Raw genomic sequence first — 20595 nt, 5'->3', positions numbered from 1 at the left:
GGCGGGTGGTCAGCGCGGTTGGACGGTGTCGTAGCGCAGGCCGCTGGCGATCTCGCCGGCGCCGACGTGCCGGGCGCGGCCGAGCCAGAGGTGCACCGAGCCGTCGGTCCACCGGGCCAGCTGCCACTGCCGCAGCACCCGGCTGCCGGCGCGCGGGACCTCCTCCTCCGGGAAGGCCAGCTCGACCAGCCGCCCGTCCCGCTGGCGCCAGTCGAGCAGCCGGCTGTAGCCGGTCACCGCGACCGGCTCCCCGTCGCGGCTGGGCTGTTGCAGGGGCACCCGGCGCAGCCGGACCACGTCGGGGCGGTCCTGGGTCGGGCCGGGCAGCAGCGGCACCCAGTTCTCCGGCACGGTGGTGGCGAAGGCGTACGACAGCGCGGGCACGTCCGCGTCGGCGGTGACCGGTGGGCGCGGCGGCACGGCCGCCCGGCCGACCTGGGCGGTGCGGTCGATCGGCCGGCCGGTGGCGCCGGTGACCGTGCGTTCGATGGCCCAGGCCAGGTTGGCCGTCTCGTCCCGGCCGAGGCGGACCTCCTCTACCGGGGCGGAGTCGAGGGTGGCGGCGGCGGTCGCCGGCAGGACCAGCACGTCGGTCGCCCCACGCCCGTCGTCGGCGGCGGGCCGGAACAGGGCGGTGGACTCCGGGGCGGCGGGCACCAGCGTCTGCCCGCCGAACGTGTCGGTGACCAGCAGCGAGCGGATCCGGGTGGCCGAGCCGACCGGCAGCTCCAGCGGCAGCAGGAAGTGGTCGTTGGCGTAGACCAGGCCGTACTCCACCACGAACATCCGGGCCAGATCGCCGGCCCCGGCACCGATGCCGGCCAGGTTGACCTGGGCGTCCTCCAGCTCCCAGAACCGGGTCGACGGCATGCCGGCGTACGCGACCGGGCTGGGCAGCAGCACCTTCACCACGTCGTCGACGGCCTTGCGCGCCTCCAGCGTGGTGCCCGGCTCGTGGTCGAAGTGGTACCAGTCCAGCCGGTTCCCGTCGTACTCGTGCGCGGTGAGCACCAGCTCGGCCTGGCCGTCGTGCGCGGCCACGGCCGCCTCGTACTCCATCCGCTCCCGGCGCCACGCCGATCCTTCCAGCCCGGGGGCGCTGAACAGCGGGGTGAAGTCGGCCGGCGGCCACGGCGGCGCGGCCGGCCGGGAGCCGCCGGGCGCCAGCACCGCCGGCAGCTGCAGCAGGTAGCCGGGGGGTGGTCCGGCGGGCCGGGGCGGCGCGCCCAGCCAGGCCAGCCAGTCCGCGACGGCCCGGTTGACGGCGGCGACCAGGTCGTCGGGCACCTGCACCTCGCGGATGAACCGGCCCTCCGCCCAGGCGCGCAGCGCCAACCCTCCGTGCGGCACCCGGCCGGCGGCGATGCGCAGGTAGCCGACCGTCTCCGGGTCGGCCGCCGAGGCGCCGTCCGGCGGGGTGGCCGGTACCCGGTAGGTGTCGCACAGCCGGGGTGCCAGCCCGCCGGCGTGGGCGTCGGCGAGCAGCCGCAGCAGTTGCTGCCCGCTCTCCACGGCGAAGCGCAGGTCATCGGCGGTCGCGGCGGCCTCCCGTTCCACCAGCGCCTCCCACGGCACGCCGGCGGGCAACCCCACCGCCCCGGCGGCCGGGCCGGGCCGGTAGCGGGTGAAACGGGCGACCTCGGCGTGCACCCGGGCGGCGACCGGGGAGCCGGCGTCCTCGCCGGTGAACTCCCCGAGCTGCCACTGCCGGGCGAGCAGCCACAGCGGATCGGCGATCCGGGCGTCCACGGCCGGCGCGAGATCCGCCCGGCGGGTACGCGGTTCCAGCCGGGTCCAGGTGGTCACCGACGGCGGCTCGGTTTCGGTCAGCGGCTGCTCGACGGTGGTCACAGTGCTTCTCCTGTTCGCGGCTGCGGGGCTCGCATGCCCGGCTCACTCCTCGCGCTCACGGTGCATCTCCTGTTCGCGGCTGCGGGGTTCGCGGCCGGGCTCACTCCTCGCGCGCCCGGGGCCTCCTGGATCGACGGTGGTCACGGGGCCACCTGTCCGCCCTGCGGCGTCAGCGTCGCGTCCGGCACGAAGTCGGTGGTGGTCGTGGCCTCGGCGACGTTGGTCGGGAAGTAGAGGGCGGGCAGGAACTGCCCGGCCGCGCCGAGGGAATCCAGGTCCACGGCCCGGGCCAGGGCCAGGTCCAGGGCCTCCTCCAGCACCTGGGCGAGGCTGGCGGGCTGCCAGCTCGTCGCCCCCTGCGGCGCCAGCCCCAGCAGCACCGCCTGCGGGGCGGCGGCGCCGGGCGCGTCGTACTCGAAGGTGAGCCCGGTCTGCACCCGCTGGGCCGGCACCACCTCGGTCCATTCGTCGACCACCAGGCCCTGCACGGGGCGGTTCGGGTCGATGTCCCCGGGGGCGACCACCACCAGGGACAGTGGGTCCGTGTTCGCCTTCGGGGCGGCCTCGCCGACCCATCGGTCGCCGGGCGCGTACGGGAGCTGAGCCGCCCGGACGGTGGCGGGCACCTTCACCACGCCGCCGGCGTCGAGCGCGTCCGCGGTGGTGAGCACCTCCTGCAGCCGGCCTACCGCCGGGCGGACCCGGCCGTAGCGGGACAGCCAGCGGCGTACCGGATGAGGTGAGCCACCCTGGAGCGCGTCGCTGGCCGCGAGCGCGGCGGCGAGCTGCGCCGGCTGCGGCGCGGTGGCCTTGGGGAAGACCGGCATGTCCGGGCCGAGCAGGGCCCGCAGCCGGGCGATCTGTGCCTCCCGGCGGCGGGCCGGCGGCGCGTCGGGCCGGTCGAAGTCGGTGGCCGGGTCGCACGTGCAGTCGCCGGGCGGGCACGGCGGGCGCTCGTGCAACTCGCCGATCACCCGGCAGTGCGCGGCGAGCCGGCGGTCCAGCTCGAACCGGGCGGTGACCGCGGTGTCGGCGACCGCCCCGGCGGCGCCCGGACGCGCCGGCGGCGGCACCGCGCCGACCACGCCGAGGCCGGCGGCGACGGTGAGCAGGTTCCGGGCCGTGGTCTCGTCCCAGCCGGGGGCCGGCTCGGCGGGCAGCGCGGCCAGCCCGGTGGCGATCCGCCGGGCCGCCTGCCAGGTCTCGTCGGCCTGCGCCCGGGTGCTCTCGTCCATCTGCGGCGGGACCGACGGGTCGGCGCCGAGGTCGGCGGTGACCACCGGCCGGGACCGGCCGTACAGGTCGCGCAGGACGTTCACCGCGTGCAGGAACTCGGCGAGGCTGACCCGCTCCAGCGGCCAGTCGGGCGCCCGGTCGTAGTCCAGCTCCAGCGTCCAGTCGTCACCGACCTCGGCCGGCCGCAGCGGCCCCCAGGCGTCCAGCGCGATCCGCCGATCCAACTCGGCGTCGTCCGGCCGGCCGGGGTGCGGCGGCGCGGCGAGCAGGTCCACCGCCGGCGTCTGCATCCGGTCCAGGCTCGCCGGCCGCCAGACGGTGGCGGTGACCCCGTCCGGGGCGTGCCAGCGGTAGCGCCAGAACACCCGGAACGAGGGCGGCAGCAGCACGGAGGTGAGTTCGTCCACGGCGGCCCCGGCCATGCGCGGGTGCTCGCCGCGGGCCGCCGGCCAGTCCCGGCGGAGCTGGGCGAAGCGGGTGTCGTCGTTGACCAGCAGCAGCACCCGGTGGGTGAGCGTGGCCCCGGTGACCGGGGTCCGGGTGACGTGCAGCTCGGGTGGATTGGTGGCCGCCCCCGAGGCGGCGTCCACGGCCGCCGCCGCCCGGTTCATGTCGCCCAGGGCGAGCTGATGCACGCTCTCGGCGAGCAGGGTGTCGGCCACCGCGTCGACCGCGTCGGCCAGCTCGGCGAGGACCTCCGTGACGGCGGCGCGTTCGGCGGCCGGCCGGTTGCGCAGCCACTGGTCCAGCTGGCCGGCCTGGTGCAGCCGGTGCAGCTCCAGCCCGTCCACCGTCGCGGTCGACTCGACGGTGGCGGCGATCCTGGTGCGGCCGTCGTCGGTGGGGTCCACCCGGTGCGCGCGGACCGGGGCCAGCGCGCGGAACGTCGGCAGGAGCTGGTCCCACGGGCCGGCCGGGTGGTCGTGCAGGCCGCGTTCGAAGCGGTAGCCGAGCAGCGCGCCGAGGCTCTGCCCGGCGCGTACCCCGTCGAGGAGTTGCTCGGCGAGGCGGACCCGGCGGGAGGACAGCTCCACGGCGAGCGCCGGCTCCCCGCCGTGCGTCCGCGAGGCGCTGCGCAGCACCGCGGCGGTCACCGCCTGGGCCGGGGAGGGGGCGTGCACGTGCCCGGCCCCGGTCGGGGCGAGGGGCAGCTTCGGCGGCGCCACCGACTCCGGGATGTCCGCCGGACGGTCCACCATGGTGGGCTTCCCGACGGGCGCGAGATCGACCAGCCAGCCGTAGCCGCCCACGTGCACCCCGGGCGCCGGGCCGGCGGTGAGCTGGGCGAGCCGCCGGGTGGCCAGCGAGGTGATCCAGGCGTCCAGCCGGTGGCTGGCCAACCCGAGCGTCCCCGCCACGTGCCGTTCCAGGTCGGCGGCGGGCAGCCCAGCGTCGAGCGCGTCGCCCAGCCCGGCCAGCGCGGCACGAAAGGCCCGCAGGTCGGCGGTGGCGCGGACCTGCCGGGCGTCGTCCGACGTGCCGGCCAGGTGGCCACCGACGGTGGCCGTGGTGCCCGGCACCTGCACGGCCAGCCGCCGCCGCAGCACCCCGGTACGGTCGTGCGGGCGGATGTCCACCAGCTCCGGCTCGGGGATCTCCGCCGCCGCCGGCAGCCCCGCCTCGGCGGCGAAGGCGTCCGCGGCGGCCGAGTGTTCGGCGATCAGGGCGGCCCGCAGCAGCCGGTGGAACAGCGGCACCGGCCCGTCGCCGGGGCTGACCGGGACCGCGTCGCCGCGCAGCCCGACCGCGGCCAGCGCGTCCAGGTAGGTCCGGACCCGATCGGCCCTGGGTCGTCCGGGCCCGTCGAGCAGCGGGGTGCCCAGCGCGTACGCCTGCTTGGCGAAAACCGCCAGGGACAGCCGTGGGTCAGTGGCGCCGCCCAGCCCGAGGGCGGCCAGCAGGTCCCGGGCCGGTTCCACCACCTGCTCCCGCCAGTCCGGCCCGAGGCCGAGCCGGGCGAAGCGCCACAGCCAGCTGACGTACTCGTTGCCGAGCATGCTGCGGGCCCGGACCTCCAGCACCCGGGCGTCGGTGGCGAGGATCTCCAGCAGGGTGCCCTCGGGGTCGGGCAGTCCCGGCACGATCCGCTTCATGGGCGACGGCAGCCAGACCTTCCGCCACAGGTTGTTCAGCAGCGCCACCGCCTTCGCCTCGCCCGGCCCGGCCGGCTGCCAGTCGCGCAGGCTCGCCACCGGCAGCAGCCCGTACGGTTGCCGGCCGACCCGCAGCGTCGGCAGCGGACCCTCGGCGTGCACCTGCTCGACGAAGTGTGCGCGTACCGCGGCCTGCTCGGCCGGGGTGGCCACCGGCAGCAGATGCCGCAGCAGGCCGCCGAAGCTGGCCGGCCAGAGCGCCCGGCGGACCAGCCGTCCGGTGGGCCGGTCGACGGTGGTGGCGCCGGTGCCCCGGGCCAGCGCGGTCGGCGCGCCGGTGCGGGCCGGCCGCCGGCGGGCGGCGGCGAGCGCGTCGTTCGGCGCCGCGGCCAGCGGCACGCCGAGCGCGGTGGCGACCAGGGCGGCGGCGGCCTCCGGGGCAACCCCGGCGGCGCTGTCCGCGGTGGACACCGGCGCCACGGTCGGCGTGGCCGCCGGGGTGTCCGTGCCGGTGTTGTTGGTGGGGGTGTCCGGGGCGAGGAAGGCCAGCCCGTCGGTGGCGGCGTGCGCCTCCAGCAGCCGGCTCAGCGCCTGAGCGGAGGCGGCCGGGCCGGTGACGCTGTCCAGCCCGAACACCAGCAGCCGCTCCACCCGCTCCGGCTCGCCCTTGTCGTTCACGGGCACGGTGACGGTGAGCGCCATGCCGGCGGCGACGGCGGTGGCGAAGTCGACGGTCCAGCGCATCCCGTCGTCGACCGGGGGAGCCTCGGGGGAGAGGCGCGCGATGCTGCTGTCGCCGCTGAGCACCGGGCTGGGGCCGACCGGCAGGTCGGGGGTGACCGTGGTGGACGTGCCGGTGAACAGTTTGCCGCTGCTGGTGCGGCCGACCGCGTACCACTGGGTGGGCAGCAGCCGGGCCCGGGCCGGCTCGCACCACGGGCCGGGGCGGGTCAGCGGGTCGGGGAAGAGCCCGCCGGCCGGTTCCAGCACCCGCGCGATCCAGGCGGCGCGGGGCGCCCCGAAGCGGCGGACCAGGTCGCTCCAGGCCGCCTCGTCGGGGGTGTCGGTCAGCCCGCCCGGGCGTCCCTCCCCCCAGTACGTCCGCCCGGCGGCGATCTCCTCGGCGGTCAGCCCCGGCTCGTGGTCGTCGACGTGGATCTGGTCGGGGTAGACGCGGATCTTCAGGGTGGCGCCGGCGAACCGGGTCTCCAGGCATACCGGCAGCATGACCGCCGGGGCGGTGGCGGCCAGCGTCCACGGGGTGCCGGTGAGCACGCCGGACAGCGGCGGCCGGTCGGCGGCGTACGACGACGAGGTGCTCATCACTGGCTCTCCGGCGTGGGTAGCAGGTCGCTGGCATGGCGGGCCAGGAGGACGGGGCGTTGCAGGAGCGCGAGGGCGGTGTCGGCGGCGTTGCCGTCCTGCCGGGCGGCGAAGACCACCGCGTCCGGCGGCGGCGGGTCGCCGGTGAGGTCCACCCCGAAGCGGGACGCGGTCGGCTGTTCGCGCAGCACGAAGAAGTGCCCGGCCGGCCCGTCGGCCTGGCGGCCGGCGCCCCGTGCCACCTCGGCCGGGTAGGGGAAGCCGAACAGCAGCAGGTCGGGGGAGAGCCAGGCGTTGAAGATGGGCAGCACGTCCGGCCCGGTCGGGGTGCGCTCCTCCGCGCCGGTCCAGGTCGCGGCCCGCATGGTGACGATGGTGGACGGGTAGCGGCGCAGCAGCTCGCCCCGGATGACCAGCACCAGCGACTGTTCGCCGGGCGCGCCGACGGCGGTCAGGTGGGTGCCGAGCGGCCCGTTGCGCCAGGCCGGGTCGGTCAGCGGCGGGATGTCGGTCAGCGGCGCGCCGGCCGACACGGCGCCGCGTACGTCCCAGAACTGCCGGAACCAGGTCTGCTTCGGGTCGGCGGGGAACTCCCGCCACAGCATCTCCCGGCTCATCTCGTGGTTGAGCCCAACCAGGAACGCCTCGATGAACCGGGGGTTGGCGGCCAGCGCGGTCATCGTCTCCGGCGCCACCGCAGGCAGGTTCGGCACCACGTGCTCCTGGGAGAGCCCACGCAGCAGCTCGTAGGCGGGCACGTCGAAGGTGACCCCGGCGAGCAGCCGCCGCAGCGGGTCGCCGCTGTCCGGCAGGGCGTCGACCAGGTCGCCGCCGCCCAGGGTGAGCCCGGCCAGCACCTCGCCGGCCACCGCGGTCTCCGGGCGTACCGTCTCGCGCACCGCCGCGGCCGCGCTGGCCACGTCCACCGGGGCGGGCCGGTGGTCCCGGGCCAGTGCCTGGGCGGGGGCGAGCCGGCCCTGGTGGCGCGCGGCGGCGCCCATGAAGTCGTCACCCATCTTCGCCCGGTCGGCGACCAGGTCGGCGCGCAGGTCGGCCACGGCCACCGTGCAGCCGCGGGCGGCGCCGGCGTCGGCGGCGCCGGTCAGCGTGACCGCCGGGGCCCACTGCACCGGGACGCCGTCCGGATCGAGGTCGAAGGCGGCCCGGTAGGTGATGGTCCCGCCGGTGCGCCGGGCCACCACCAGGTCCGGCCGGCGGGTGCCGGTGATGTCGGCCACCACCACGCCCGCCGCCTCGGCGCTGGCCGTCGCCACCTCGTCCCGCACCGGCTGGGATGCGGTCCACCCGCCGACCACCCGGCCGCGCCGGTTGAGCCCCCGCCCGGTGAGGTAGCGGGCCACCGCCGTGCCGCCGACCGTGCCGACGGCGAAGACCAGCAGGTCGGGCACCTGGTCACCGGTCATGTCCACCACGTCGATGCCGACCGAGGTGATCCGGTCGAGCTGCATGGGGGTGGGCAGCGAATCCGTCCAGCCGTTGCTGACCGCGCCCGCCTCGTCGAGCCGCCAGCCGATCCGGTAGAACACCCGGTTGTCGGCGCCGCCGGCCCGGTTCAGCGCGTACGCGACGACCAGCTCGGGGCGGCCGTCGCCGTCCAGGTCGGCCAGTGCCACGTCGAGCCCGGACGCGTTTCCGCTGACCGGGTCGGGCAGCTCGTACGGGCCGGTCCAGCCGCCGGTCGCCGTCCCGTTCGCGCTGGCGTCCCGGCCCACCCAGTAGGCGAGCCGGCAGGTGCCGGCCACCGTGCCCGGCAGCAGCGCGGCGGTGACCAGGGTGGGCCGGCCGGTCGGCAGGACGGTGCCCAGGGTGGTGGCGGTGGCCAGGGCGACCGCCGGGATCGCCGGCCCGTCCACCGCGGCGGTCAGCGCCGGCTCCTGCACCGCGCCGTCCTCGCCGAGGTTGTGGGCGACCTGGGTCCGGGTCCGGCTGCCGGTGCCCTGGGTGACCGTGTGAGTGAAGACCAGCGAGGTGAGCAGCCCCACCTTCGGCGCGAACCGCACGTCGGCCGGGGCGGGGGCGTCGACCGGCCCGGCGCCGCGCGGGTCGGCCGGGGTGCCGTGATCGAGCCAACCGGACGGGCGCGGGTACGCCCAGCGGTACGAGGTGAGCCGGCCGTCGGCGGTGACCGCGAAGAGTTCCCCGTCGCGCGAGTCGCCGACCAGTGGCCCGGGCCGGTGCGCGCCGAACCCACCGGCCGGGACCTGCGTGGTCTCCGCGCGCCATCCCCAGAGGTAGCGCTCCTGCACGTCGTGGTACCAGAGGTAGCGGGTCATCAGGCGGACGTCGGTGGGGCCGGCGGCGAGGGTGACGATGCCCAGCTCCTCGTCGTTGCCGAACGGCGCCGCCTGCTGCGCCAGCGACACCACCCGGCGGCTGTCCGGCGCCGGGTCGTGCAGGTACGTCGACCCGTCCCCGTACAGCGACACGAGCCGCCCGTCCGGCGTGACGTACTCGATGCCGTACTGGCCGTTGGGGTAGCGGTGCTCCGCGGCCGGAGAGCCCCAGACGGCCGGCCCACCGAACGACCGCCACTGCCCGTTGTGGGCGAACAGCCGGTTGGCGCTGGTGGCGACCAGCACGCCGACGAACGACGGCCGGGGCGTGCCCCAGAGCCGTTCGTTGCCGCCGACCGGGGTGCCCAGCGAGACCCAGGAACGGCCCGTCGGATCGAAGCGCCACAGCGCCCCGTCGCCGCCGAGCACGTACAGCAGCGAGCCGCCGGCCGCCGGGCGGCTGTGCACTCCGCCGGTCGGGGCGCCGCAGTCGGCCCACACCCACCGGTCGCCGTCCCAGCTCCGCTCGAACAGCCGGCTGTCCCGGGTACGCACGTACACCCGGCCGGGGGACAGGACGGCGCCGGAGGTCGCCACGGTGGTGCCCGGCGGGGTGCCGTGGTCCCGCCAGACCCAGTTGTCCGGGCCGACTCGGCGCCGCTCGAACAGCCGGCCGTCGGCCGCCCCGACGAAGAACCGGTCGCCGGTGAGCAGGTCACCGCCGTTGGTGACGACCCGGGTGACCGGGTCGTCGGCGGCCAGCGCGACGCTGCCGGTCGCCGCGGCCCGCAGCCCGGTGGTCCCGGTGCGCCACCAGCCGTTCGCGGCGGCCTGCTCGATCACCGCGGGGGTCAGGTCGCCCACGCCGCGGCCGTCGCTGACCAGGTTGTCCAGGACCGTGCCGCCCTTCGGCACCCGGGCGGGCGGTACCGCGCTGGCGCCGCCGGCCAGCCGGGCCAGCGCGGCCGCCCCGGCGTCGGCGTCCACCCGGCGGGCCAGCGGGCCGCGGGCGCGCAGCAGCCGGCGGACCGGCGCCGACGTCGCCGCCTTCGCGCCCGGATTGTCCGCCAACTGCTGGTCCAGCGGGTCTGCGGTGCCGGCGGCGAGGCCGCGGGTCGGCATCTCGACCAGGTCGTGCACCGGTTGGGTCAGGGCCACCAGACGGTCGTCGTCGACCGCCGCGCCGGGGGTGTCGGGGTCGACCCGGCGAGCGTACAGGGCGGTGGCCGTGTCCCGGGCCGCCTGGCCCCGGCGCAGCTGCTCGTTGGCCTCGCGGATCTCGGCGGCCCGCTGCCAGGCCGCCGCCGCCAGGTCCTCCTGATGCCGCTGCACCACCTGGGTGCCGAGCGCGGCCGCCGCGCGGTAGCGGGGGTCCAGGTTGAGTCCGGCCAGCCAGCGCGGTTCGGCGCCGGGGGCGGGCAGCTGGGTCTCCTGGCTGTGGATGTCGCCGTACAGCGGCGGGGTGAGCCGGTCCGCCGCGTGCCGCAGCAGCCCGGTCAGGGCGGTCTGCCAGGCGGTGCGGACGTCCTCGGCCCAGCTGGTCGGGGTCATCCCGGGCGCGGCGAGGGCGCCCTCGAAGCCCAGCACCGAGCGGCCCTCGACACCGTCGTCGGGCTGCGCCGGCAGGCCGCCGCCGGGTGCGGCGATGTCCACCGGCTGCCGGCCGACGTCGGGCGGCAGCGGTCGGGCCCGCAGCCGGCGGGCGAGTGACTCGAAGTCGCCGTCCGGCCCGGTGCGGAACGTCCAGTGGTGGTAGACGGGCAGCAGCACCGGCTCGTCCGGCCCGACGTGCGCCGACCCCGGTCCCCAGGCGGGCGCGAGCGGACCGGCGTCGTCGACCGGCTCGCCGAGGCCGGCGCGGACCCCGGCCTCGAACGCGGGGACCACGGCGGCCAGGTAGTCGGCGCCGGCGGCGAGCCGGCGCGGGCAGAGCAGCCGGGACAGGGTACGTTCCGGCGCACCGGCGATCACCGCGGCGACGTCCTCGGTCTCGGTGGTGACCAGCACCTGGGCGTGCGCCCAGGCCCACGAGTCGGCCAGGACGGGCAGTTGCCGCACGGTGGTGGCGAGCCGGGGCAGCGCCTGGCCCGCCTCGGTCCGCAGCTCTCCGCCGCCGTCGACGGGCACCACGACCAGGACCAGCCAGGGGCGCAGGGCGCCCCGGGCGTCGGGCTTGGCCGGGGTGTAGAGCCAGGGCAGGTCGGGCCGGTCGAACTCGACCGCGGCCAGCAGGGACACCTCGACGTTCTCCGCGCCCGGCGCCGGGTAGCTGCGGATGATCTCCTGCGGGTCGATGCCGACCACGTCGCCCGGGCCGTGCAGCAGCGCCGTCGAGGTACCGACGATCTCCTGGGTCTCGCCGGTGGCGGTCTCGGTGCCCAGGGCGGTGACGTGGAGGCTGACCGTGGCCCGGGCGTGCGGCAGGGCCCCGGCCAACGGGTCGGTGTCGGCGACGACGCGGGTGACGCCGTCGCGTACCCAGGGCAGGAAACGCAGGCCACCCATGTCAGCGGACCTCCAGTTCGGCGGGGACGATCCGGGGCTGCGGCACCCGCACCCGGGGGCGGCGCAGCGTCCCGGCGCGCCGGGACGGGGACCGTGTGGTGTCGACGCCGCGGCGCGGCGTGGGGATCGGGCCGGCGTCCGTCGTCCGCTCCGCGCGGCGGGGCGCGGGAACAGTCAGACCGGCGTCGCCGGGGCCGGCGTCGGCCAGGGTGAACGCCGGACCGGTGAAGCGGGCCGGGCCGGCACGGCGGCTGCCGGCGAACGCGGCCGGCGAGGTGGCCGCGAACCGGGCCAGCAGGTCGCCGCCGCCCGCCGCCGTCAGGCGCCGCGCCGCGGGCAGCGGCCGCCCGGCCGCGTCCGGGTCGTCGATGATGATCCGGTCGTACGCCGAGTCGTCGCTGAGCGCGGCGAAGGTGGTCAACTCGGCCGGGGGCAGCGCGGTGCCGTCGGGCAGCGCCACGGTGCGGCCCGCCGCGAGGCGGACGAATCCGGGGGTGGTGAGCTGCTCCTCGGGCGACAGGTCGCGGAACTGGCCGGGGGCGAAGTCGTCCTCGACCGGCTCGCCGAGCTGGCCGGCGAGCTCGTCGTCGCCGACGCCGACGGTCACCCCGGTGAGGGTGAACCGGTTCGCGCCACTGATCTTGGAGGTGCCCAGCCGGGACAGGTCGGTGTCCAGCGGCAGCACGTTCTCCCGCACCGCGAGCAGGGCGCCGGGTTGCAGCAGCACCGGTCCGGCCCATCCGGTCAGGTCGCGCAGGGTCACCGGTTCCCCGGCGGTCAGCGCGGGCCGGACCTCCCAGGCGTCCGGGGCGTTCAGCGCCCGCTGCAGCGCCTCGGCCGCGCTGACGTACGTGGGCTCGTCGGTGGCGGCGGTGTCCCCGTCGGTCCAGGTGAAGTGCGCCGACACCTCCCAGAACAGGAACTTGATCCGGGCCTCGCCCCAGGCCCGCCACGGCTTGGGCCCGCTGACGCCGATCAGCAGGTTGACCGCCAGCAGTTCGGTGTCCTTGTACTTCAGCGACACCGTCGCGCCGATCTCGGCGGTGAACCAGAACGGCTTGAACTGGAACATCACGTCCAGCCAGGCCCGGCCGTCGATGACGAACCCGCCGGCCTCGAAGTGCAGCTTCAGCTCAGCCCCGAACTGCGCGGTGTTGCTGGTGACGGCGAGGTACGCGGTCAGGTCCAGGCCCTTGCCGGACTTCGACAGGGCGATGCTGAACCGCTTGACCGGCGGGAACCCGGGCGGGGCGATGAACTTGGGATGGAAGCCGCCGATCGACAGGGCGAACGCCTTGCCCTCGCCCCACCGGGCGCGCAGCGCCATCTCCCCGGACACGGGCCGGCCGAACAGCTTGGAGTCGATGAGGGCGGCGTCGACGCTGATCTCGCGACGGGCGAAGTCCACGATGCCCGCCGAGTCGAGGCGGAACTTTCCCGCCTCCTTGAAGTCGATGACCAGCTTGCCGAGCAGCAGGATGCGGACCGGGTCAGGGAACTCGACCAGCACGGCGAGGTCGGCGGTGACCTGCCCGTTGAGGAAGTTCAGCCGAACCATGGCGCCGAGCACCGTGCCGGTGGTGTCGACCGGGAAGATCCGGCTGAGGGTGGCGATGACGGCGGGCGCGTTGCCGACCGGGTCCTGGGGGAACAGCAGCGCGTCCAGGGTGCCGGCGCGGGCGGCGTTGCGTACCTCCTCCGGGTTGGTCCGCCGGTTCCAGCCGACGACCAGGCCCAGTCCGGTGATGGAGATGCCCCAGAACAGCATCAGTCCGGGGAACCACTCGTACGTGCCGGCCAGCAGCAGCGAGAAGGTGTGCCCGCCGTCGGCCTCGGTGAGCCGGCTGCCGTCGGGGTTGCGGGTGTTGAGGATGGCGGTGGCCTGGAGCCGGAACCCCTTCATCGGGGCGAGGGGGGTGGTGGAGGTCATGCCGAGCTGCAGCACCCCGGCGTACATGCCGCGGGCCTCGTCGACGAAGAGGTAGCCGCCGCCGGTGACGATGCCGTTGTCCATCCGCAGCGCGACGCCGTCCGGGCCCTTGAACCGGGGGCGCAGGTCGGCCGCGCCGAGGTTGCCGGCGGTGGCCTGGTCACCGGAGCCGGCCGGCAGCGCCGGCGGGAAGGTCAGGTCGGCGCGGACGCCGATGTTCTGCACCACCGCGTGCAGCGGGCCCAGCGCGGCCCGGACCGTGGTGCTGAGGGTCAGCCGCAGCGCGCGGGTGGCGGTGTCCGCCTCCAGCGCGATCCGCAGTCCCTCCAGGCCGAGGCCGTGCCAGGACAGGTGCAGCGGGTACTCGGCGGCGAGCGCGGCCGCCCCGGACAGGTGCAGCCCGCCGCGCAGCGACCAGGCCAGTCCGAGGTCGAGACCGACCCGCAGCCCGTCGGCGGGCAGCAGCTTGGCCAGCAGCCCGTCGCCGTCGCCGGGGCGGACCACCAGTTCCGCCCGGCCGGCCTGGATGCTCAGCTCGACGTCGTCGCGGCCGGCGCCGAGGGTGGCCTTCCCGCCGAGGACGAGCTGGCCGATGGCGAGGTGGGTGCCGCCGGGGGCGCCGAGGATCCAGCCGGGCTGTCCGGCCGGGGCGATCCGGGCCACCTCCGCGGCCCACTTCACCACGGCGCTGTCGCCGCTGAACGTCACCCCCTGGCTGTTGATGGCGAGGGCCGGCCCGGCGCCACTGAGGTCGGTGGCGACGTTCCACGCCCCGATCGAGCCCTCCAGGTGCGCCTCGCCGGTGGGCGCGAGGATCACCGTGAGCCGGCCGTCCCAACTGGCCAGACCGAGGGTGGCGCCGATGCCGAAGGTGGGGCTCCACGGTGCCAGCCCCGCGCCGGGCGGCGGCGCGCCGCCGGGCGTACGCAGGCCGCTGAAGCGCAGCCGCAGCAGGCTGTCGGCCAGCCGCCGGCCCACCTCGCCCTGGTCCGGCCCGAGATCGGGGCGGACGCCCTGGTCGGCGTCGAGGCCGAACGCCCGCAGCGCCCGGGCCAGCCGGGGCAGCAGCCGCGCGGACAGCTCGGCCACGCCCGCCGGGGTGTCCCAGCCAGCCGGGGCGTACAGCGCGCGGAAGTAACCACCGGGGTCGCGGACCAGGTCGACCACCCGGTCCAGGTGCAGCTCGTCGCGGCGCTTGGGCAGCCGGATCGGCGAATCAGTCGGCGGCATCGGCGGGCTGGGCGGGTTGGCGGCGGCCGGATCCACCAGGCCGAGCAGGTCGAGCACCGGCACCGACCAGGGCACCCGGCGCAGCAGGTAGGTCAGCACCAGCAGGTCGACCAGGTCGTCGGCGAGTTCGGCGGGCAGCCCGGGCACGTCGGGCAGGCCACCCTTCACGGTCGGCAGCTCGCCGATCTTCCCGAACACCTTCCCGACCGCCTCGGCCAACTTGCCGAGCCCAGCCAGGGTGTCGAGCTGGTTGTCGTTGCGCACCACCGACACCGCCGCCAGGGCCTCCTCGACCGTGGCGGCCCACTCCTCGAAGCGGGCGGCGTCGAAGCCGCTGACCGCCTCCAGGTCCCAGCCGAGCGCGCGCATCAACCGGGCCCGCCGCCACGGGTCGTACGCGGACAGCACCGGCTCGGCCAGCAACCGGACCTCGTCCCAGAGCAGGGCGAGGGCGTTCTTCGGCTCGGTCATCGCAGCTCCCGTCCTTCAGTGCCGCCGGTCATGCCGTCACCCTCGGCAGGTCGCTCAGGTCCAGCCGCAGCGAGCCGCGGGCGGGGGAGAGGGTCCGCTCGGCCGCGGGCAGCACCGCGACGGGCAGCGTGTAGCGGTGCCCGGTCGGCCAGCCGGGCCAGCCGACGAGCGCGCCCAGCGCGGCCGCCACCGGCGCGTCGGCGGCGACGACCTGACCGATGGCGCCGATCAGCGCGTCCTCGTGCAGGTCGGTCCAGCCGGTGGGCGGGCCGCTGAAGTCCGCGCGCGCCTTCGCCCGGTTCAGCACGGTGTGCAGCTCACTGGCCGCCCGGGTCCGGGTGCGGAACTCGGGCTTCTCCGCCCGGTCGGCCGGCGGTCCCACCGCGACGAGCTGGTGCGCCCGGTGCAGCTGCCAGCAGGCCAGCAGCGCCACGGACCGCTCGGAGGTGAACACGTCGCCGATCCGGGCCCGGCGGGGCTTGCCGTCGGCGCCGGCCACGTCCGGCACGGTCGGGGTGACCGCCGGGTCCGGGGAGTCCCAGTCGGTGACCAGCAGGTCGTGCAGCCGCTGCCGGGCGACGGTCCACAGGCCCCGGCGCACCCCGTCGTCGGTCCGCAGGGCCAGCGCGTACCGGTGCATCCAGTGCCAGGAGCGCAGCCCGAGCAGCTCCAGCGTGGTGCCCACCGCCTCGCGGGCCGCGCCGGTCGAGTCGGTCTCCGCGGGCCGGGCCCGCAGCACCCGCAGCTCGGGGTGGAGCAGTCCGCCGCCGTCCTTGCCCCAGCCGGGCACGGCGTTGATGCCGCCCTGCCCGCCGAGGGCGGCGTACGCGTCGCGGTCGGTGGCCCGCAGGAAGGCCAGGTACGCCCACATCTCGCCCGGCTCGGCATTGATGTCCAGCGCGGGCGGCAGTGTGGTGGGTGCCGTCTGCGGCCCGTGCGCCCGCCAGGCGAACGGTCCGAACCGGATCACCGCCGGGTCGTCCGCGGCCACCCGGTCCAGCCAGCCGCCGGCCGCGTCGGGCGCCTGGTTCTCGGCGGCGGCGCGCAGCACCTTGAAGGTGGAGAGCTGGCGGGCGGCCCGCGTACCGGCGTCGCCGCCGGCGCCGATGGTGGCGACCAGGTCGGTCAGCGTGGGACCGGTGCCGTGTCCCTGCGGAACGGGCAGGACGGCCTCCGGCAGCAGCTCCGACTCGCCGTCGAGGACCGGCCCGCTCCACTGCGCGTCGGTCGGATGCGCGCGGTACCCGCCGAGCCGGATCAGCTCCGGATGCCCGGGCGGGGCACCGCCGGCACCCGCCGGCCGGCCGGTGACCACCCGCGAGTAGAGCCGCCGGTCGGTGGCGGTGACATCGTCGAAGAGCCAGACGTTGGGCTGGTCGAGGCGCTGCGGGGTGTCCCCGGAAACCTGCCAGGACTCGACCACGACGGGGCAGCGCCACCGCTTGTCCAGCCAGTGCCGGATCGCCTCCTGGGTGGCCAGGTCCGCCACCCCGCTGATCGGCCCGAGGTAGCGCTCGGCCTCCGGCACATCGACCGGTTGCAGCCGGTCCGACCACCGGGGCGCGGTCGAGCCGGTCGGCTCCACCGCCGCCCGTTCCCGCCGGGCGTACGCCTGGAACTCCCGCACCGCCCAGTAGGTGACCATGCCGTACGTCCCGTCGGTCTCCCCGGGGGTGAGGAAGCCCAGCGTGGCCAGGTCGTGCTGGAGGCGGCTCACCCAGCGGTCCTTGACCAGGTCCGCCGGCCGATCCACCCCGTCGTAGCAGGCCTTGGCCGTGCCGGTGGCGTCGTGGTCGTCGGGCCGCAGCACGAACCCGCCGTACGGCGGTGGCTTGGTCAGCGAGCAACCGAGCGAGAGGTCCACGGTGTACGTGGTCAACGCGGCGGCCCGGTTCTCGCCGGGCAGGTGCCACCAGAGCCGCTGGGTGGCCGACTTGCACTCCCCGGCCGGCCAGTCGAAGGTGATCTCGCCGAGGTTGTTGCGCCCGACGATCTCCTTGCCGCTGCCCCAGGATCCCTTGTAGTCCTCGAAATTGCGGGCGGCCGCCAGGTACTGGGCGAGGGCCTGGTCGCGGGGCAGCCCGGCCGGGTCCACCACCGGCTCCGGCACGCCGTCGCGATGTGCCGTCGGGTCGGCCTCGTCGTGCCGGAGGAACTGCACGTAGATGTTCCACTCGGGTTGCCGGCCGAGCAGCTTGAGCGCGTCGATGTCGCTGACCGCCGGCCGGCCGGACACCCACCAGCCGGTGGTGTCGTCGGCGCCGACGGTCACCTGGACGCCGGCCCGCATCCGCTGCCCCTCCTTGTCGGGCAGCTCGTTGGCCCAGCCGACCAGGTCGATCCGGCCGGTCACGTCGAGCAGCGGCACGTAGCCGACGTCGTGCAGGATCCGGGTCATCGAGTCCTCGTTGCGGAAGGCGCTGGCCACGAAGCCGGCGAGCACGCCCTCGGTGCGGTTGACCCCCTCGTACGGCTTGGCCGGGTCGGGCCCGCAGGCGTACGGGAGGGTCGCCGAGTAGCGGATCCGTTCGGCGGAGCCGAAGTGGATGTCGCCGCCGAGCAGCACCAGCCGCCGGCGGCGGATCCCGTCCGGCCCCGCGGGTGCCGCGGCGAACAGCCGGGCGAGGATCTTGTGCACGGCGGCGTCGCTGGCCACCCAGGCGTCCTCCGCGTCGGCGGTCCACCGGCCTGCGGTCGCCTTGGCCAGCGGCTGGGCGACCTGCTCGAGGATGGGCACGCCGAACAGCGCGACCGGCTGGGCCACCACGGTCACCGCGTCGTCGCCGAGCACCCCGCCGCCGGTGAGCATGTCGTTGAGCGGGTGATCGTCCAGCAGCAGCCCGCCGGGGTTGCCGTTGCCGCCCGGGTACTGGCGCCAGGTGCGGGTGTCCAACGCGATCAGCTGGTAGCGGGGCCAGGTGACGGTGTAGTGGTAGGTCAGCGCGCCGGCCGGCCGGGCCAGCCTGCCCTCGGCGGTGACGCCGGTGGGCAGGCCGAGCCGGGTGCGCAGGGTGAGGTCGTCGCCGTCGTTGGGTGCGGTGGACCAGCCGCGCAGCGCGGTCAGGGCGGCCTGCCCCGGCTCCCCGGCGTCCCCGGTCTCGCCGAACCGTTCCGGGGTGTTGCCCCAGGCCTGGAAGACCACGAACGCGGCCATCGCGTTGCGCACGATGCGCCGGCCCAGCGCGGAGTTGACCACCGCGTCGTTGACCCAGGACCGGGTCATGTTCCAGTCGTCGGTGACCTCGTGGTCGTCGGCGACCATGTACGTCGCCACGTTGGCGAGCTGCCGGCGCACCGCGGTCAGGCCGGTCCGGAACGTGGCCAGCGCGATGGCCTGCTGCTGCCAGCGCTCCCAGCGCTCGATGATCTCCTTCTGCTGCGCGCTGGGCGAGTACGCCCGGCCGGCACGCATCAGGTCGTACACCGTCTCGCCGGGCCGGCGGCCCTGCGGGTCGGTCAGGATGCGGGTGTCGGCCGGCAGCACGTGCTCGAACGTCGGCCAGCTCGCCGGCCACAGCACGTCCGACCAGGCCAGCAGGTACATGCACAGGAACTCGCGCAGCGACATGAGGTGGCTGTGGGCGGCGCCGGAGGTGAACTTCGCGTCCCGCTCCATCGTGGTGGCCCGCTTGCCCGGCAGGTAGGTCACGTCGGTCGGCGGCGAGCTGGTGCCGACCGGCATCGCCTCCGGCGCCAGCCCGAGCCGGGCCGCGACCCCCTGGTACGTGGGCACCGCCGGGTCGCTGCCGCTGGCCGGCAGGGCGTCGTGGCCGTGGATGATGGCGAGCAGCGGGTCGGCTACGTCGTCGGCGTAGATCTGGTCGCCGCCGAGGACGAGCTGGTGCGGGCGCAGCGCCGGGTCGCCGCCGGCGGCGGCGATGATTGGGTCGAGGACGGGGAAGGCGTCCTGGCCCTCGCCGTGCGGCTTGCGGCACGAGCCGTGGAAGATCCGCAGCTGGTTCGGGTCGGTCGGCGGGGTGACGAAGGTGGGCACGGCCGGCATCGCCGCCGGCGCCTGCGGGTGGCCCTGGTAGGTCAGCGCGGCCCGGGCGGTCGCCGCGTCGGCGGCCACCACGTCGGCGTCGAACAGGCTGCCCGCGGTGGCCCCGCCGGAGAACGCCAGGTCGTAGCCGTAGAGCGTGCCCGGCTGGAGGGTGACTCCGGCGACGGTCACCGCGACGACGTGCAGCCGCTCGGCGAGCCGCACGGTGGCCCGGCTGCCGGTGCCGACGGTGGCGCCCCGGGCGTATCCGGGAGCCGCGCCGACGGCGAAGACGGTCAGTGCCACCGTGCACTCGGCGCGCAGGGCGACGAAGACGGTGACGCTGGTCGGGTCGACGCGGCGCACGATCGGGCCGCAGAGTACGAGGGGTAGGCCGGTCGGAGCGGTCATGCGGGATCCCCTTCGCCCTCGGCCGTGAAAGTGTCGACTTCGATTGAAGTCGTCACGTCCGGCCGCGCCTACGGCGCAACAGCGCGAAGCTTCCGACTTGCCGGATGGCAACTATCGGGCCCGCGACGGGCCGGTCCGCCCGACCGTCGGGGGTGAACGTCCACTCAGGTTGTTTCACTGACGGAGACCCGACGGCCGCTTGCCGGAGGCGTGGAGAAGGCGTAGACGCGCGGGGACCCGCACCCTGGCGGGCGCGGGTCCCCGGTTGCCGGCGCGGGCCGGCGGTGGCTCAGTAGACGGTCACGCCGTAGGCGCTGGCCGCCTCCGGGACGGGCTGGTAGAAGGTGGTGCCGCCGGACCGGCAGTCACCGCTGCCGCCGGAGGTGATGCCGAGCGCCTTGGTGCCGTCGTAGAGCGGGCCGCCGGAGTCGCCCGGCTCGGCGCAGACCGTGGTCTGGATCATGCCCTTCACGGTGCCGCCGCCCTGGCCGACGTAACGGACCGAGACGTTCAGGGCGGTCACCGTGCCGCTGTGCGTGCCGGTGGTCGAGCCGGTGCGCTTGACCGCCTCACCGACGAAGGCGTTGGCGGCGGTGTAGCCGCCCGGGTGGGTCAGCGACGTGTTGTCGTAGCGGACCAGGGCGTAGTCGTTGCCGGGGAAGCTGGAGCCGACGGTCGGGCCGATGAGCGTGGTCAGGCTCGAGTTGGTGTACCAGGTGTTGGCCACGTTGCCGCAGTGCCCGGCGGTGAGGAAGTAGTAGGTGCTCCCCTTGACCACGTTGAAGCCGAGGGAGCAGCGGTAGCCGCCGCCGTAGATGGCGTTGCCGGCCGACAGCAGCGGCCGGAAGGTGCCGCGGGCCCGGTCGATCCGGATCGCCCCCGCCTGGGCGCCGGCGCTCTTCTTGAGCGTGGCGAGTTCGGCGGCGGAGACGCTCTCGTCGGCGGTCACCACGACCCGGCCGGACGCCTTGTCCACGTGCCAGGCGATGCCCTCGACTCCGGAGGCGCCGACGGCGGCCTCGACCTGGGAAAGCTGGTCGGCGGTGTAGGTCTGCGGGGCGGCCGAGGCGGTGCCCGGGACGGCGAACGCGCCGGCGGCCACCAGGCCGACGGTCGCGGCGAGCAGCGGGGTGAGTCGGCTACGGCGGATTCTCACGGTCTCCTCCTGGGAGGGTGCTGGCCGCCGGTTGCGTCGGCGCCCGTGGACCGTCGCCGGGGAACGGTTCGGGGTTGACCTCGGCGAACGCTTCAGCGGCGAGTATCTATCGA

Annotated in this window: 6 protein-coding genes; all 6 read right to left on the bottom strand. The window is 76.0% G+C overall.

The genetic code is table 11. The features are described 5' to 3' along the window. Window positions 1-9 precede the first annotated feature (9 nt). The 6 genes from ACY34I_RS01070 to ACY34I_RS01045 all read right to left on the bottom strand — a co-directional run bounded on the left by ACY34I_RS01070 (window position 10) and on the right by ACY34I_RS01045 (window position 20482). Window positions 10-1851: a hypothetical protein gene (locus ACY34I_RS01070; protein ID WP_462751539.1), complete on the bottom strand. Its 1842-nt coding sequence runs from the start codon at window positions 1849-1851 to the stop codon at window positions 10-12. A gap of 140 nt (window positions 1852-1991) precedes the next feature. Further along, window positions 1992-6503, bottom strand: coding sequence for a hypothetical protein (locus ACY34I_RS01065; protein WP_462751537.1), 4512 nt, complete (start codon window positions 6501-6503; stop codon window positions 1992-1994). Next, entirely contained in the window at window positions 6503-11302 is a 4800-nt protein-coding gene (locus ACY34I_RS01060; RefSeq protein ID WP_462751535.1) for an RHS repeat domain-containing protein, read from the bottom strand. The genes ACY34I_RS01065 and ACY34I_RS01060 overlap by 1 nt, the downstream gene beginning before the upstream one ends. 1 nt (window position 11303) lies before the next feature. Further along, window positions 11304-14933, bottom strand: a complete 3630-nt coding sequence (locus ACY34I_RS01055) for a DUF6603 domain-containing protein (protein ID WP_462751533.1) — start codon at window positions 14931-14933, stop codon at window positions 11304-11306. 28 nt (window positions 14934-14961) lie between these two features. Beyond that, the gene (locus tag ACY34I_RS01050; protein ID WP_462751531.1) at window positions 14962-19326 is read right to left on the bottom strand and encodes a peptidoglycan-binding protein; all 4365 of its coding nucleotides are present in this window, start codon (window positions 19324-19326) and stop codon (window positions 14962-14964) included. Window positions 19327-19615: 289 nt separating this feature from the next. Then, window positions 19616-20482 (bottom strand): S1 family peptidase, encoded by an 867-nt coding sequence (locus ACY34I_RS01045; protein WP_462751529.1) that lies wholly within the window; start codon window positions 20480-20482, stop codon window positions 19616-19618. Window positions 20483-20595 lie beyond the last annotated feature (113 nt).

Source organism: Micromonospora sp. RTBAU3-60 (assembly GCF_054963695.1).
The sequence above is the reverse complement of the archived record's forward strand: the minus strand, read 5'-3'. Positions and strand labels throughout refer to the sequence as shown.

Bases quoted from the DNA above. Each gene is read 5' to 3' on its own strand.
- ACY34I_RS01060 (WP_462751535.1), bottom strand. From the start codon at position 11,302: ATGGGTGGCCTGCGTTTCCTGCCCTGGGTACGCGACGGCGTCACCCGC.
- ACY34I_RS01050 (WP_462751531.1), bottom strand. From the start codon at position 19,326: ATGACCGCTCCGACCGGCCTACCCCTCGTACTCTGCGGCCCGATCGTG.
- ACY34I_RS01055 (WP_462751533.1), bottom strand. From the start codon at position 14,933: ATGACCGAGCCGAAGAACGCCCTCGCCCTGCTCTGGGACGAGGTCCGG.
- ACY34I_RS01065 (WP_462751537.1), bottom strand. From the start codon at position 6,503: ATGAGCACCTCGTCGTCGTACGCCGCCGACCGGCCGCCGCTGTCCGGC.